General features: G+C 50.0%; 12 protein-coding genes. 5 read left to right on the top strand and 7 right to left on the bottom strand.

What is annotated here, in order from left to right:
* Position 1: 1 nt before the first annotated feature.
* The 4 genes from KQJ23_RS21140 to KQJ23_RS21125 form a co-directional block, all read right to left on the bottom strand.
* Positions 2-3,130: an alpha-mannosidase gene (locus KQJ23_RS21140; RefSeq protein WP_216480920.1), complete on the bottom strand. Its 3,129-nt coding sequence runs from the start codon at positions 3,128-3,130 to the stop codon at positions 2-4.
* Positions 3,131-3,247: 117 nt separating this feature from the next.
* Entirely contained in the window at positions 3,248-4,876 is a 1,629-nt protein-coding gene (locus tag KQJ23_RS21135) for a type 2 periplasmic-binding domain-containing protein (RefSeq protein ID WP_216480900.1), read from the bottom strand.
* Between the two features lie 106 nt (positions 4,877-4,982).
* Entirely contained in the window at positions 4,983-5,891 is a 909-nt protein-coding gene (locus tag KQJ23_RS21130) for a carbohydrate ABC transporter permease (RefSeq protein WP_216480899.1), read from the bottom strand.
* A gap of 22 nt (positions 5,892-5,913) precedes the next feature.
* Entirely contained in the window at positions 5,914-6,864 is a 951-nt protein-coding gene (locus KQJ23_RS21125) for an ABC transporter permease (RefSeq protein ID WP_216480898.1), read from the bottom strand.
* Positions 6,865-7,266: 402 nt separating this feature from the next.
* Here KQJ23_RS21125 and KQJ23_RS21120 point away from each other — a divergent pair, with 402 nt between their 5' ends.
* Together KQJ23_RS21120 and KQJ23_RS21115 are read left to right on the top strand one after the other, a co-directional pair.
* The gene (locus KQJ23_RS21120) at positions 7,267-10,032 is read left to right on the top strand and encodes an alpha-mannosidase (RefSeq protein WP_216480897.1); all 2,766 of its coding nucleotides are present in this window, start codon (positions 7,267-7,269) and stop codon (positions 10,030-10,032) included.
* 34 nt (positions 10,033-10,066) lie between these two features.
* Positions 10,067-11,347 carry a glycoside hydrolase family 125 protein gene (locus tag KQJ23_RS21115; RefSeq protein ID WP_216480896.1) on the top strand — a complete coding sequence of 427 codons (1,281 nt, stop codon included), beginning with the start codon at positions 10,067-10,069 and terminating at the stop codon, positions 11,345-11,347.
* A gap of 139 nt (positions 11,348-11,486) precedes the next feature.
* On the opposite strand, the gene KQJ23_RS21110 is transcribed toward KQJ23_RS21115, so the two are convergent.
* Positions 11,487-11,969, bottom strand: coding sequence for a hypothetical protein (locus tag KQJ23_RS21110; RefSeq protein ID WP_216480895.1), 483 nt, complete (start codon positions 11,967-11,969; stop codon positions 11,487-11,489).
* Between the two features lie 159 nt (positions 11,970-12,128).
* On the opposite strand from KQJ23_RS21110, the gene KQJ23_RS21105 reads away from it, so the two are divergent.
* Both KQJ23_RS21105 and KQJ23_RS21100 read left to right on the top strand, forming a co-directional pair.
* On the top strand, positions 12,129-12,374 hold the full coding sequence (locus tag KQJ23_RS21105; RefSeq protein ID WP_216480894.1) for a hypothetical protein: 246 nt from the start codon (positions 12,129-12,131) through the stop codon (positions 12,372-12,374).
* 16 nt (positions 12,375-12,390) lie between these two features.
* On the top strand, positions 12,391-12,729 hold the full coding sequence (locus KQJ23_RS21100) for a L,D-transpeptidase (protein WP_216480893.1): 339 nt from the start codon (positions 12,391-12,393) through the stop codon (positions 12,727-12,729).
* A gap of 3 nt (positions 12,730-12,732) precedes the next feature.
* Here the strand turns inward: KQJ23_RS21100 and KQJ23_RS21095 are convergent, their stop codons facing one another.
* Positions 12,733-12,999, bottom strand: coding sequence for a carbohydrate kinase family protein (locus KQJ23_RS21095; protein WP_216480892.1), 267 nt, complete (start codon positions 12,997-12,999; stop codon positions 12,733-12,735).
* Positions 13,000-13,164: 165 nt separating this feature from the next.
* Between KQJ23_RS21095 and KQJ23_RS21090 the strand changes: the two genes are divergently transcribed.
* Complete coding sequence (locus KQJ23_RS21090) at positions 13,165-14,367, top strand: GNAT family N-acetyltransferase (RefSeq protein WP_216480891.1); 1,203 nt, start codon at positions 13,165-13,167, stop codon at positions 14,365-14,367.
* A 76-nt stretch (positions 14,368-14,443) separates the two neighbouring features.
* Here KQJ23_RS21090 and KQJ23_RS21085 read toward each other — a convergent pair whose 3' ends face one another.
* Complete coding sequence (locus tag KQJ23_RS21085) at positions 14,444-15,367, bottom strand: N-acetylglucosamine kinase (protein ID WP_216480890.1); 924 nt, start codon at positions 15,365-15,367, stop codon at positions 14,444-14,446.
* Between the last annotated feature and the right edge of the window lie 30 nt (positions 15,368-15,397).

The following is a 15,397-nucleotide window of genomic DNA, read 5'->3' as shown; positions in this document are numbered from 1 at the left end:
CTTATACCTCCTGTGCCGATGCAATGTCTGTAATTTTGATTGTCTTGATTTGATATGGCCGGAAATGCAGCGTCAACTGCCCGTCGTCTGCCGTCAGCAGGCCGGTCTCGTCTTCAAGAAGATTGACCTCAGCAATGCGCGCTGTCTTTGGCAGCCCATACAGTACCGCTGTGTCCTGGCCGCCGGCGGACTCGTACATGCGGAGTATCGTTCCACTGCCGTCCTCTGCTTTTTTGATGGTCTCCAGGCAAACATGTCCGCTCTCAAAGGACAGCCAGGAGTGCGATGTACCGCGAATGCCCGGATGGGTATCGGCAGTGATCACCTGCAACGGCTCGTTCAGATCGGCTGCTTCCCTAACGACCTGAGCCTGCCGCCAATCTCCCGCATGCGGATAAAGCGAATAGGTAAAGACATGCTTGCCCCGGTCGGCCTGCTTGTCCGGCCAAGCGGGAGCCCGCAGCAGTGTAAGACGCATTACGCCATCATGGATGTCGTAGCCGTATTTGCAGTCGTTCAGCAAGCTAACGCCATAACCGTTCTCCGATAAATCGGCAAAACGATGTCCGCATACCTCGAACTGGGCCTGCTCCCAACTGGTGTTGCGGTGTGTGGGACGCGCGAGCGCACCGAAGGGAATCTCATAGGTTGCCTGGGACGCCATGATGTCTACCGGGAATGCTGCCTTCAGAACCTTGTGCTCCTCTCTCCAATCCACCTTTGTAATGAAATCTACGCGGTCGGTATGCTTGTGGAATACCATGTCCTGCTCAATATCGGAGCCGCCGATACGCCAATGAAAAAGCAGCAGATCGAGGGTTTCGCCCTGGATTTGCACCGATTTCTCCAGCAATTTGGCCTTAGCGGCCGGCTGTTGTTCGAACCGGCTATCCAGATCCCAGGCATCCCATTCCACCGGCAAATCGTGGAACAACTGAATTTCGTTGGCCCGCCCGCCATCCGGAATCAGTTCGCGGTCTGCCTTTTTGTCCTTCCAACTGGTGATCTCACCCCGCTCATTAAAGCGCAGCAACCAGCGATCCGTTTCCCACGAATCCGTGAATCCCGCCCCGGAAACGGGAGCGGGAGCGGAGGCTGCCGCTTCCTTCATCGGACGCTGCCAGATGATCCGGCAGCCAAAGGCCGGCACGTTCTTCACCTGAACAGCCCATGTGACCCGTCCTGTCGCTTCGTCTACCGCACGGACATCGCTTGGCAATTCACCTTCGGTATCCCAGAACTTCATGGCCGCCAGGCTGCTGTCACTCTCAATCAGCACGGTGCCGTTTCGTGACCAACCCAGGCTGTTGAATACGGCGTACGGGCTACCCTCGCCATTCGTATTCATCTCGGCAGCGAGTGCCGAGAGCCCTTGCTCCAGCACCTGCTGGCCTAACTCGAACACACGGGCGTATTGCTTCCGGGAAGTGTCGTACACTTCGGGGATCGCAGTTCCCGGAATTATATCATGGAACTGGTTAAGCAGAATCAGTTCCCAGCCTTCCTGCAAGCCGTCCGGTGCAGTACGGTTTTCTTGGCCAAGTTCAGCAAAGGAGCTCCAGATCTCCGCTCTCCGATATAGTTGTTCCGCCAGTCGATTGCTGAGCTTAGTATAGGCTTGCGTGGTAAGGGTGCCTCTATGAAACTCCAGATAAAGATCGCCGTGCCACGCCGGCAGATTTGGCCCACTCCGCTTGATCTCACTGAAGAAGGCATCCGCAGTGGAGAGCCGGGCCGATGCCTGACCGACCATCAATTCCGAACGGCTAATATTCTCCAACATTTCGTGCGTGACGCCGCCGCCGCCGTCACCATGCCCGTAAAGAAGCATTAACTCATCGTGCCTGTCTTTATTGGCAAAAGCTTCCCAGTGGCGTTGCACATCAAGCGGCCGGGTATGCTCATTAAGCCCGTGGTTCTGGTAAGCGACTACGGAAGTACCGTCGATGCCGACCCAGTTGAAAAGGGTGTGCGGGAACTTATTGGTGTCGTTCCATCCCAGCTTGGTCGTCATAAAGTAATCAATGCCGGACTGCTTCAATAGCTGGGGCAGCGAGGCGCAATAGCCGAAGGTGTCTGGAAGCCATTCAATCGTTGAGCGCTTGCCGAATTCTTGCTCATAGAAACGTTGCCCATAGAGAATCTGCCGCACCAGTGATTCGCCGGATGGAATATTGAGGTCGGGCTCCACCCACATGCCTCCGACCAGTTCCCAGCGGCCCTCCGCCACCCGCAGCTTGATGCGCTTATACAGCTCGGGATAATGCTCCTTTACATAGGCATACAGCTGTGGCTGGCTTTGCGAGTAAGTAAAATCGGGATAGCGATCCATAAGCGCGCAGATTGTAGAGAAAGTGCGGCCAACCTTGCGCTGGGTCTCTTTCAGAGGCCATAGCCAGGCGACATCGATATGCGATTGTCCGACCATATGCATCACGCCGTTGCGTCCATCGGGTACCTGCTCTTGCAGCGCCGCTTCCCGCAAGTCTTGCTCCGCCAGAGCTGTCCGTTCCGCATCGGCCAGCCGTTCCGGCTGGAGATACAGGGTGTCCATTGTCCGTTCCAGCGCCCGCTCCAGACGGATGCGCCGCATATCGGATACAGGAAGCAGCAACACCGCTTCATGCACCATTTTTACGGTATGCAGAAGACTATAAACCGGCCGGTTAATCAGAACGATCGCAAATTCCGCACTGTGCATCGGCGGACGAATCGGCGCCTGGTTGTTCAGAGGATCCGAAGGCTCGGGGAACGGATCAAACAATTCGATCTCCAGCAGCAGCTTTCCTTCTTGCGCTTCGGGCAGTTGCACGAACCAATGGTTGCGGTCAAGCCCATGATATGGCCTGCCATCGATGCAAAGCAGTCCTTCTCCGGTGCCGTAGTACAACAAAGCCGTATCCAGGGGCTGCCAATCCCCCGGAAGCTCTAGCAGCCTACTGAGAAAATAGGTAGTACCGGGGCCGCCGGTAAGCCTGTCCAGCAGACGCTCCCGCTCTTCCCCGGCGGTATCTTCATATACCCCTTGGGCGATGTAACGGGTCTCCCGCACCTTCCACTGTTCGAGCAATCTCTTTTCTGTCCATTGTTCGCGTTCCAGAAATTGGACAAATCGCGAAATACGCTTCAATGCAGTATCTCCTTTCATGCAAAAACCTTCTTCAGCTATTTTCCTGAGCCATTAATAGAAAGAAAACTCTCCGACCGCGGATAACATCAGAGAGTTTTCAAATCATGAATCTAGTGCTTAGCTATTTTTCCAACGGTCGTAACCTGCTTGGTAAATCTCTACCATGCGGTCTCCACCCATTTTCTTAATGGTGTCTACATAACTATCCCAATTGGTGAGCGGCTCGGCACCGGTAACGAACTTGGCTTCCATTTGTCGCACATAGGTGTTGAGTGTTGAAGTCATGGTCGTCACCTCTGCCTGTTCCTCCGTTGTCAAGAACAGCACGGGGAACGGAATGCGCGCACCACGATCCAACAGTTTGGTCTTGGTCTCGTTAGCAACCCAGTGGTCCACCTCTTCCAGTAACCCATTATCAATTTCCGGCAGGTTGATTGTCGGCGCAGGGATGCCATAGTTCGGCGTAATTTTAGGGCGATATTCCTCACGATCGCCACCGTCTGGAACAGGCAAGTATTCCTTCATGTAATTTACCTTGTCTGTGTATTGCCACAGAATTCCCTCAGGTCCCTTATTGAACATAGTTGCGCCTTCAATGGAGTATGCATAATCTACCCAGCGGATAGAAGCCTCCGGCGATGGATTTGAATTCGAGATGGCAAAGGCGCCGGTATTGATTCCTTTATTCTTGGCGATAGCTGGCTGATCCACAAATTCACTCTTCACCGGGCTGAACATCGGATCATCGGTATTAGGCTCCTCGCCCATCATTTGGAAGGCAGTCCAGGCCGAGAACAGGCCTAACTGATTGTTGCGCGCTTTAGCTTCACGCTGCTCCGCAGTTTGTGAGAAGCTCTCCCGATCCAGCAGTTCTTCATTCCACAGGCGGTTCAAATAAACCAAGTATTCCTTGTATCCTTCTTCGAACGGAGTGTAGTGGACAACATCATTGTCATCAACATAGATTTCTTCCTCGTAGATGCCAAAAGCACCAAGCAACCAGGTACGGATATCGCGAAGACTGTTGCCTGGAGCAGCAGAGGAAAGCGGGATCTCGTCTGCCTTGCCATTGCCGTTCGGATCTTCTTCCTTAACCCGCTTGAGGTACGTGTACAGCTCCTCTGTCGTCTCTGGAAGCTTTTCGATATTCAACGCTTTCAGGAATTCGCCATTATACCAAAGCGGGTTGCGGTACCAAGGCTGATTGAATTCAATAACAGGCAACGCATAAATATGACCGTCCGGTGCCGTAATTGATTTGCGAATCTCCGGGTTCTCCTCAAGAATCTTCTTAACATTTGGTGCATATCCTTCGATCAGGTCTTCCAACGGAACCAGAATTCCTTGCTCGCCGTAATTCATTTGCTCCGCTGGAGTCAATCCTGCCGCATAGAATACATCCGGATAGTCACCACTTGCAAAGACGAGGTTTTTCTTCGTTTCGAAGCTGTCCTTCGGCGCGTTCTTGAATTCAAAATGGATATTTGTCAGCTTCTCCATCTCTTCAAAAAGTGCCATGTTCTCCCAGTTTTGCAGACCTACATCCGGTGCCATCATCGTTAATGTGATTGGCTCCTGCACAATTGGGAAACCATCCTTACTTACTGCCGACTCTGTCGGGGTGTCTGCTCCGGTAGCGGGGCTACCTGATTCGTTCTTGTTGCCGGAGCCGCCGCAACCAGACAATAACGTGATCAACATAGCAGCAGCTAACAGCATGACCCAGCTCTTTTTGCTCTTTTGCATTCTTAATCCTCCCTTATATCTTTAAAAGAATTATATAATATCGAAGACAAGATCTTCGTTATTACTGAGCTAATACATACTCAGGCTTACCATCAACGGGTTCTTATTAACCCTTCACGGATCCGATCATAACCCCTTGCACAAAGTAGCGCTGCAGGAAAGGATAGACGGCAATGACGGGCAGCGTCGATACGATGATGACAGCATATCTAACCAGGGCGGCTATCTCCGCCTTGTTAGCCATAGCTCGGGCGATATCTCCGCTGATCGCAGCTCCTGTCGTCTCTGCCGACATTTCCTGCAGGACCAGAATCTGGCGCAATACCAACTGCAGCGGATACTTCATATCATCGTTCAAGTAAATCAGGGCCGGAAAGTAGCTGTTCCAGTGTCCTACCCCGTAGAACAAAGCCATGACGGCAATGATCGGAGAGGATAAAGGAAGGACAATTTTCATGAACAGTCTGAAGTTGGTACAACCGTCAACATGCGCCGCCTCCTGCAATTCTTTCGGAATCGTCGACTGGAAGAAGGTTCTTGCCACGATAATGTTCCATACCGAAGCCGCCACAGGCAGAATCAATGCGCCGACCGAGTTGACAAGCCCCAGGTTTTTGATCAGCAAGTAGCTTGGAATTAACCCGCCACTGAAGAACATTGTGACCAGGAACATCCCCATGAACAAGTGTCTTCCGACAAAGTCGGAACGGCTTAAAGCATAGGCCGCCGGCAATGTAACCGCCAGATTCAGCAGAGTACCGATTACCGTATAAAAAACAGTGTTTTTGTATCCGATCCAAATCTTCGGATTATTAAACACGAGCTTGTACCCATCCAATGTCAATCCTTTAGGGAAAAGCCACATTTCACCCGAGCTAACGAGCTTGGGATTACTGATAGAGGCGCTGATAATGTATACCAGCGGATACAATACAACGACCAAGGCTAGCAGCAGGTACACATAATTTATGATCAGGAACAGCTTGTCCGATCTGGACTCTCTGATTGTTGTCATTTATAGATTCCCCTCCATTCCTTTACCACAGACTTGTATCGCTCGTCCGCTTGGCAATTTTGTTCACCGTAATCAGCATGATGGCATTAATTACGGAGTTGAACAAGCCGACAGCTGTTGAGAAGCTATACTGAGCGCTGATCAGACCGGAGCGATATACAAACGTTGAAATGACGTCCGAGGACTCCATATTCAAATTGTTCTGCAGCAGCAGAACTTTCTCATAACCTACGCCCAGCATATTGCCCATATTGAGGATCAAGAGAATCGTAATTGTCGGAATGATCGTCGGAAGGTTAATATGCAATACCCGCTTGAACCGGCTGGCACCATCCATAATCGCCGCTTCATGCAATTGAGGATCGACTCCGGCCAAGGCGGCAAGATAAATGATCGTTCCCCAGCCTGTGCTCTGCCATACGCCTGAGATTACGTATACCGTCTTGAACCAGCGCGGATCGCTTAGAAAGTCAGGAGCATTGATGCCAAAGGCTTCGATTATCCGGATAATGATCCCGGAGGAAGGCGATAAGAATGTAATGATCATACCTGCCATAACTACCATTGAAATGAAGTGGGGCGCATAGGTGACGGTTTGTACCGTCTTCTTGAATCCCCCGTTGCGAATTTCATTGAAAGCGAGTGCAAGAATGATAGGAAGCGGGAATCCGATTGCCAGCTCGTAGAAGCTAAGGCTTAACGTATTCCAGAGTAAATCCCAAAAGTAATAAGAATTGAAGAAACGCTCGAAGTGATCGAATCCTACCCAGGGACTCCCCGTAATTCCTTTAACGGGTGTAAAGTTTTTGAATGCAATTTGAATCCCGTACATCGGTCCATAGTGGAAAATCAGGAAGTACAAAACCGCAGGGGTTATAAATAGATACAGTTCCCAATTCTTTAGCATTCTACGGCCGAGAGATTGTGTCGAACTGCCGAGATTGCCGGGTTGTACCCGACCGTTTTTTCTCATATTGTATTTCTCTCCTTTCTCTATCTCCAATCTCCATGCGTCAGCTTCTTCCGCCCTAACCTCTAGGTGCTTGACCAAGATGCAAGCAGCGGTTTGCTAACGCTTACAACACAAATTGTAGGGAATCCGATCTGACATCGTAAATATGTCGTTTCTGAATTGTCATATCCGTAATGCCATGAAACCGCTTCATTATGCGCTTTTTCATTTTTAACACAGGGTTAACAATGATCATTTTCACCTGCCGAATGTGTCAATTATGCTAGCCCGAATCCTGCCGCAAATCATACATATTGTAGTTTTTCTCCGGATGTGCAAATCTGCTTACGAATGTGTTTTTCGCAAAACAACTGGTTACAAAGATAATTCTGGCGTAATGAAATGGATTAGGAGGGAACTTGAATGGCTCGCAAAACCGCTCATCTGATCTCCCATTCGCATTGGGATCGGGAATGGTACATGCCTTACGAATCGCATCATTACTTATTAACTGAACTGATGAACAGCTTGCTTGATACGCTTGCCCGGGACGAACGTTATCGTCATTTTCATTTGGATGGACAAACAATCATTCTGGAGGATTATCTGCAGGTGCATCCCGAGAAACGGGAGCTGTTAGAGAAATACATCACTGACGGCCGAATCGCCATCGGACCTTGGTATGTTCTGCAGGATGAATTCTTGACCAGCTCGGAAGCTAATGTCCGCAATTTGCTTATTGGACATCAGGATGCCAAACGCTATGGAACGATATGTAAAATCGGATATTTCCCGGATTCCTTCGGAAACATGGGACAGGCTCCTCAATTGCTTAAGCAAGCCGATATTCATGTCGCTGCATTTGGTCGCGGGGTGAAGCCAACCGGTTTTGACAATCAGGTCGCCGATTATGAAAGCTCTGAATATGAATCTCCTTATTCAGAAATGTATTGGGAAGCTCCTGACGGCTCTAAAGTACTAGGCATTCTGTTCGCTAATTGGTACAGCAACGGCAATGAAGTACCGGTCGATCCGGAGGAAGCCAAGAAATTCTGGGACAAGAAGTTGTCTGATGCCGAGAAATATGCATCTACCGGAGAGCTTCTCTTCATGAATGGCTGTGATCACCAGCCTGTTCAGAGTGATTTGGGCGATGCCCTGGAGGCAGCTCGTAAGCTCTATCCTGACGTGGACTTTGTTCATTCCGATTTCACGCAATATATGGAAGTGTTACAACGGAAGGTACCGAGCCATCTGGTTACTATTACAGGAGAACTCCGGAGCCAGCATACCGACGGATGGGGAACCTTGGTTAACACCGCATCTGCGCGTATATATTTGAAGCAATTAAATCAGTTAGGACAAACTTTACTGGAACGAGGAGCAGAGCCGCTTGCAGCGCTTGCCGCATTGACAGGGGCAAAGGCTTATCCCCATGAGTTGCTGACCTATGCATGGAAGACGCTGATGCAGAACCATCCTCACGACAGTATCTGCGGATGCAGTGTGGACGAAGTGCATCGGGAAATGGTCGGAAGATTCGATAAGAGCCGGCATATGACCCAAGCGATTGTACAGGAGAGCCTGCAAGCCATTGCAGGACAGATCGATACTGCGCACAACTTTAGTTGGAAGGCGGACTCAATTCCCTTTGCCGTATTCAATACGGCTGGACGCGAACGAAGCGGTACAGTCAGCGTGGAATTAATCGTGGCGAAGCGGTATTTCAAGGAAGGACCGAATCCGGCAGCGCTTGCCGAGCAAATGGGCTTAATGCCGCTGGATCCGGAAAAGGGCCAATTGCTGGATGATCGCGGACAAGCTATCGCCGCGAAAGTAGAGGATTTGGGAGCATCCTTTGGTTATGAGCTGCCGAAGGACAAGTTCAGACAACCCTACATGGCTAGAAAAATCCGCCTGACCTTTGAGGCGCCAGCCGTTCCCGCACTCGGCTATCGAAGCTTCGCCTGGCACCCGTGCGCCGATGATTCCGGACAAGCGGCTCCATCGGCTCTGAAGGTGCTGGAGAACGGAATGGCAAATGAGCATGTATCCGTCACCTTCCGTGAAGACGGGGCCTACTCCCTGACAAATCTGAAGAATGGACATACCTTCCACGAATTCGGTATTTTCGAGAGCTGCGGAGATATCGGAAATGAATATGTGTTCAGACAGCCTGAAGGCGACATAGCGCTGACTACACGAGGAGTACCTGCCAAGATCACCTTGGTAGAAAATGAAGCTTACCGTATTACCTATGAGATTGTGCATGATTGGGCGATACCGGCAGGGGCAGATGAAAGTCTCGAAAGCGAAAGAAATGCAATGGTTCCCTTCCGCCGTCGGCAGGCGCAACGAAGCAAACAAATGGTGCCGCTGCGGATCAAAACCCAGATAAGTCTGGAGAATTCCGCTCAAGGCCTGTCCGTATCAACTTCATTCGATAATCAAGCCAAGGACCATCGCCTTCGTGTCTTGTTCCCAACCGGGCTTGAGAGTGCTACCCACTATGCGGACTCCATATTTGAGGCGGCACAACGTAATAATGTTCCAGCAGCAGAATGGATCAACCCAAGCAACGCCCAGCATCAGCACGCATTTATCAGTCTAAATGACGAAGCAAACGGCCTGACCATTGCCAATAAGGGATTAAATGAGTACGAGGTGCTCCGGGACAGCAAAAATACAATCGCCGTTACTCTGCTGCGTGCGGTAGGAGAGCTTGGCGACTGGGGCGTATTCCCGACACCCGAAGCACAGTGTCTTGGGGAGCAGACGGTGGAGTATGCGGTATTCCCTCACTGTGGGGACCTGCTTAAATCCGGGGCTTACGAGCAGGCCTATGGATTCCAGATTCCTTGGTTCCATATCCAGACCGAAATTCAATTCGGCAGCCTGCCTACAACGTATGCGCCGGTAAGCTGGCAAGGGGAAGGCTTGGCATTGTCCGCTTTCAAGCTGTCCGAGCACGAGGATCTGATTGTTCGTTGGTATAATCTCCAGCATCGGTCTACTAAGCTTGACGTAGAGCTGCATGTTCCGGCAAGCGCAGCTTATCGCAGCGATGTGCTGGAACGCAGACATGATAGCCTTGCGCTTTACGGAGGCAAGCTGAGCCTGGAAGCAGGTAAAGCCGAAATCGTTACCCTTGCCTTATCAGACAGTCTAAAGAATAAAAACAGCCACTAATCCATGCATGGATTCGGTTAAGGAGGACTAAAACATGAAATTACCAGCATCTATCGAACAATATCTGAACGACACGGACGTCCGTCTCGCGCATCGTCCCAAGCTGCAAAAATTGTTCCGCAACTGTTTTCCTAATACGCTAGAGACAACCACGAAGCTGCTCGATGACGGCACGACCTTCGTATTCACCGGGGATATTCCGGCCATGTGGCTCCGCGATTCCGTGGAGCAGGTGATTCATTATGTTCCATTCGCCAAGGAAGACAAAGACCTGCAACGAATTATCGGCGGTCTCATCGCGCGGCAAATGTTCTATATTAATATTGATCCTTATACAAATGCATTCAACGAAACGGCCAATGACAAGCATTATCGCGCCACTGACCATTGTGACTTGAGCCCGTGGATGTGGGAGCGGAAGTACGAGCTGGACTCCCTATGCTTCCCGGTTAAGCTGGCCTATTCTTTCTGGCGCGCAACCGGCCTTGACTCTGTCTTTGATGATGCCTCTTACCAAGCGTTGAACCGGGTATTGCAGGTCATTAAAACTGAACAGCGCCATATGGAGCAGTCCCCTTACTTCTTCGTGCGCCAAACGATCCAAGAGACAGAAACCCTGCAGAACGACGGAAAGGGAATGCCTGTCAACTATACGGGAATGACCTGGTCAGGCTTCCGTCCAAGCGATGACGCTTGCTTGTTTGGATACAATATTCCATCCAATATGTTTGCTGTCGTGATTCTGGGCTACATCCATGAAATCGCACTGGAGGTATTCAAGGACGAGCGTATGGCTGAACGGGCCGAGAAGCTTCGCAAGGAGATCGATTACGGTATTCGCACTTACGGAATCGTCGATCATCCGAAATTCGGAAAGATTTATGCCTATGAAACAGACGGCTTCGGCAATTACTGCCTGATGGACGATGCAGGGACGCCGGGACTGTTGTCCATTCCCTACATCGGCTATGTCTCGGCAGAGGATCCGATCTATCAAAACACCCGCCGGTTTGCCTTAAGCTTCGATAACCCCTTCTACTTCGAAGGAAAGTTTGCCAAGGGCATCGGTAGCCCGCATACCCCGGGCGGATATGTATGGCATATGGCTCTCTCGATGCAGGCACTGACATCAACTGACGATCAGGAAATCAAAGAGCTAATTGATACCCTGATCGCAACAGATGCAGATACCGGATATATGCATGAAGGCTTCCACCCGGACAATCCGGCTGATTTCTCCCGGGAATGGTTCGCCTGGTCCAACAGCTTGTTCGCGTCTCTGATCGTTAAGGCTATGGACAAAAAAATCGTGTAAAACAAAAGACAACCATCCCTCTGGCCAGGGATGGTTGTCTTTGCTTCTATATATTCTAGAAGAGGGAGTATGTCTAATATATCAGTCTATCCTTAAAGGTTCCTTACAGTAACCTGAAAATTAGATTAATTTATTTGTATTAGGAAGCCGGGTAAACGGTAATTTGTCCGTGTTCCTCCAGCAGCTTCCCAATCGCATTCCAAGGAGTTGCCTCGTTTCCTTCTATAAAGAGCAGATAGCTGCCCTTGAGCAAAGCCTGCTCCATCTCTCTTGCGTCTTCTATCGGAATTCCGATTCCTTCTAAAGAAGTTATCAAGTCATCGCTCCCGCAGCCGATCTCCGCTCCTCCAAGCAATCTCCCCGCAGCTCCGGCAGCGGCAACATTTACTGCTTTTCTCTCTAAAATTGAGCTGATCTCAATCAATGGATGAAACAACGCATGGTTTCCATCTCCCCGCAAAGGCTTGGGCAATCCGGTCTCCAGACAGACCTTTCCCAAAGCTTCCTCCGTCTTGGAAAGTACAGACAAGGCCTCCCTCTTCACTCCGTTCTCCAATATGTCCTGAATAATCGTCACCGCATCTTGTCTTGCCGGTAAGGACATCACAAGTAATTTTGCCATCAGGTTCTCCCCTCCCTGCATTCGACTTTTACTTAAGGCATCTATCTTGTATAACCCTTGCCAAGGACGCGCTGAAACAGCGCTTCAAGGGTGGCGTTAGCCGTGCCTTTCCACGCACGACATACATAGCTTAGTAAAAAAAGGAGGAGGAAAGCCCAAATGGAAGAAGCATATTATAACTGTATGCGGTTGAAGAATCGCAAGGTCAGAATTATGACGCGAGATATGCAGCATTACACCGGGACCATTGTGGATGTAGATTACAATAATGTCTACTTGCGGCCGGAAAGAGGTGGTCCGGTTCAGACCTCGGCATTCTATCCCGGACCTTACGGACCCGGATGGTACGGCAATGATATTCTCACCTTAAGCCTGTTCACCCTGCTGGCTATTGCGTTAATCTGACAGGCGCCTATACACAATGCCTGACTATCGGATTATCGTTGACCTGTCGGACCGGACTTTATATTTGCTTGACGGCAACAACGTGTTGAGAGGCTTCCCGGTCGGCATCGGCAAGATGCTGACCCAGACGCCCCAAGGCGAATATACAATTATCAATAAAGCCTCCAATCCCGGCGGCCCCTTCGGCGCTTACTGGATGGGGCTGTCAAGACCTCATTATGGAATTCATGGTACAAATGACCCTTCTTCCATTGGCGGCGAAGTCTCGCATGGCTGCATTCGGATGTTTAACCAGGACGTCGTGCAGTTAGCCGGCATTGTTCCGATCGGAACGCGAGTCACGATTCGGGAATGATATTCATGATTTCAGTATATCCTCCAGTGCCGGCATTCCGGCCTGGGCTCCACAACGTGTAACCGAGAAGAAGGCCGCTCTCACGGCAAATGCAAGCGCCTCATGAAGCGGCCTATCCTGAGCCAGCGAATAACCCAGCGCAGCATTCAGACAATCCCCGCCCCTGCTGCCTCGTGTCAGAATGACCTTGCTTCCGTATTTATCCTCCCAGAATTTTAACAATTCATTCCAGGTTTCTTCGCCGGACAAGCCCTCGTTACATAATCGCACAGCTTCAGCAGCTCAATCCGGCAAAGAACGAGCCGGTGCAGGGTTCAGGATGTATTCTATTGTTGACGAAATTTTACTTCAATAATAAACTATTATTAGGAAAATAAATTTCAAACAAAAACAATTCATCCGGCTCAACCATGGAGGCGTAGGAGGAACTAAACGATGACGACGACACCCGACATCTCGGTCAAGAATCATCCATCCAAAGAGCAGCTTGAAGTCATTTACGATCTTTTAGATAAGTGCTTTTCGGTAGGCCGGGATTTTTTTCAAGAAAGATTAGACCAAGACACCGCGTATGACCCGGACACAACATGGTTTGCCGCAGTTGATGGCAAGATTGCATCCCATGTGCAAATTTTTCCGCTGCATATTCGAGTCGGCCGAGCAATCCTGAAAATGGGTGCCATGGGCAGCGTCGGAACCGATCCTCATTACCGCGGGTTGGGTCTTGCTCACAAAATCCTCCATGCGCAGAGCAATTATATGAAAGAAACCGATTATGATATAAGCTTGCTTCTGGCCAGTAAGCACGCATTTTATGAAAAGGCTGGGTGGAGACTTATTCCCCAGACTGCTCTCACAATTAAAAAGCCGGCAAGCTTGGAGCAGCCAGGCAGCTACGAGATCATTCCTTTTGAAGCTCGTTATCTCGATGAGATCCGTCTCATCTATGAACAGTTCAATCACAACCGCACCTTCACCGTAGTCCGGAATGAAACTTACTGGCGTGATTTAATAACCTGGCCGGAATGGAAAAAAGCCGACTGCCTGCTGCTTCGCAGAGATGAAAAAATCGTCGCTTACGGCATCATTGAGAAGAAAGAGGCGGAACAGGTATTTCTAAATGAATTGTTGTATTTGAATGAAGCGGAGGATGGAGTTGAGCAGTTATTTCATGCCTTATGCCGGCTGCGTCCGAATGCACGACAAATCTTGGCGATGCTTCAGGAGGATCACAAGCTATATTCCTATTTCCAGCAGCATCGGGCAACCCCCATTCAAATCAATATGGCCATGTGGAAAATGATCAACCTGAGCTCTGCGCTTCATAAGCTTCAGCCTGAATTGGAGAACCGTCTTAGAGGTAGCGCCCTGGCAGCAGATCAAGAGCTGCATATCGCCCTGCAGTGCAATGAGGAAATTTTATACATGGATTATAAGCAACGGCAGCTTTCCATTTCCGATACTGGCAAAGATGCGTTTGACTATATCCATTTAGACGTGGATGAGCGCGATCTAATGACCTGTATCATATTCGGTTATAATGAAGCCGCCGCAGGAAAGGGTGCCGAGCATGCTGGCATCCTCCAGGCCCTTTTCCCGAAACAACAAGCCGTATTCTATTTGACCGACAAATTTTGAGTAACCTTGATGTCTATAAAAAGGGTGTCACGAGTCCAACAGTTTGGACTTATGACACCTCTTATTTATCTTAGCTTTAAATCTCACCGCTATTCGCTTTGGCTCTCCCTAACAAGACAGCGCCATAGGCTGCATCCCTAATCGGCAAGATCAGTTTATTTTGCGAGTGGCTTTGTGCAAGTTTCCGCTCCAATGCTTCTTTCACAAAGTGCGACTTTTGCAAGACGCTTCCTGCAATCGCAATCGGGCTATCAACTAGCTTAAGCTTTTCAATCACAGGCACCACAAGCTCATAGAGATTCGCGGCGCATTGCTCCGCCAGCTTAAGCGCATGGACATCTCCCTTTTCACAGGCGGTCGTCAGGATCGGCGCAAGCTGAGCAATCTCCTTTTTCGTCGTACTCTTATCATAAACAAATCCGATAACCTCTTGCACGGTGCCCAGTCCAAGCTGCTCATATACCATCGCTGGAACGATCGTATCCTTTACTCTTCCGTCCTCTGCTCGAACCAAAAGAGACAGAAGATCGCGTCCAATGCTATAGCCGCTTCCCTCGTCATCGATCAGATGACCAAAGCCGCCTGTGCGGTGCCGTTCTCCCATTGCATTGACCCCGAAACAGATCGATCCCGTACCGGCAATGAGAATAATGCCTTGCAAGTCATTTTGCGCTCCATATAATGCCGTTTCTTGATCGCCAGTAATCGTTAAAGGCCCATTGTATCCATTGCTGCGCACATGCTGCTCCAAAAAACGGACGACTAGCGGGTTACTTATCCCTGCAGCCCCTATGCAGATATGGGCAACTGCCTGCAGACCGCCGCAGTGGAGCTTCGTTCGATTGAAAGTTTCTTCAAAGGAGGCAGCAATCGCATTGGCATCGCCGCCGTTATAATTAATCGGTCCTACCGTAAAGGTTATTAAGCCATCCTCCTGGTCACGGGCAATGGTCACGGCTGTTTTGGTGCCGCCCCCATCAATTCCGACGATATACGCCATGCACCTGTCCCCCCTCTTGTTTGTCCTTTA

This window comes from Paenibacillus brevis (assembly GCF_018919145.1).
GTDB lineage: Bacteria > Bacillota > Bacilli > Paenibacillales > Paenibacillaceae > Fontibacillus > Fontibacillus brevis.
Note: the sequence above shows the minus strand (reverse complement) of the source record. Positions and strands in the feature narration are given on the sequence as shown.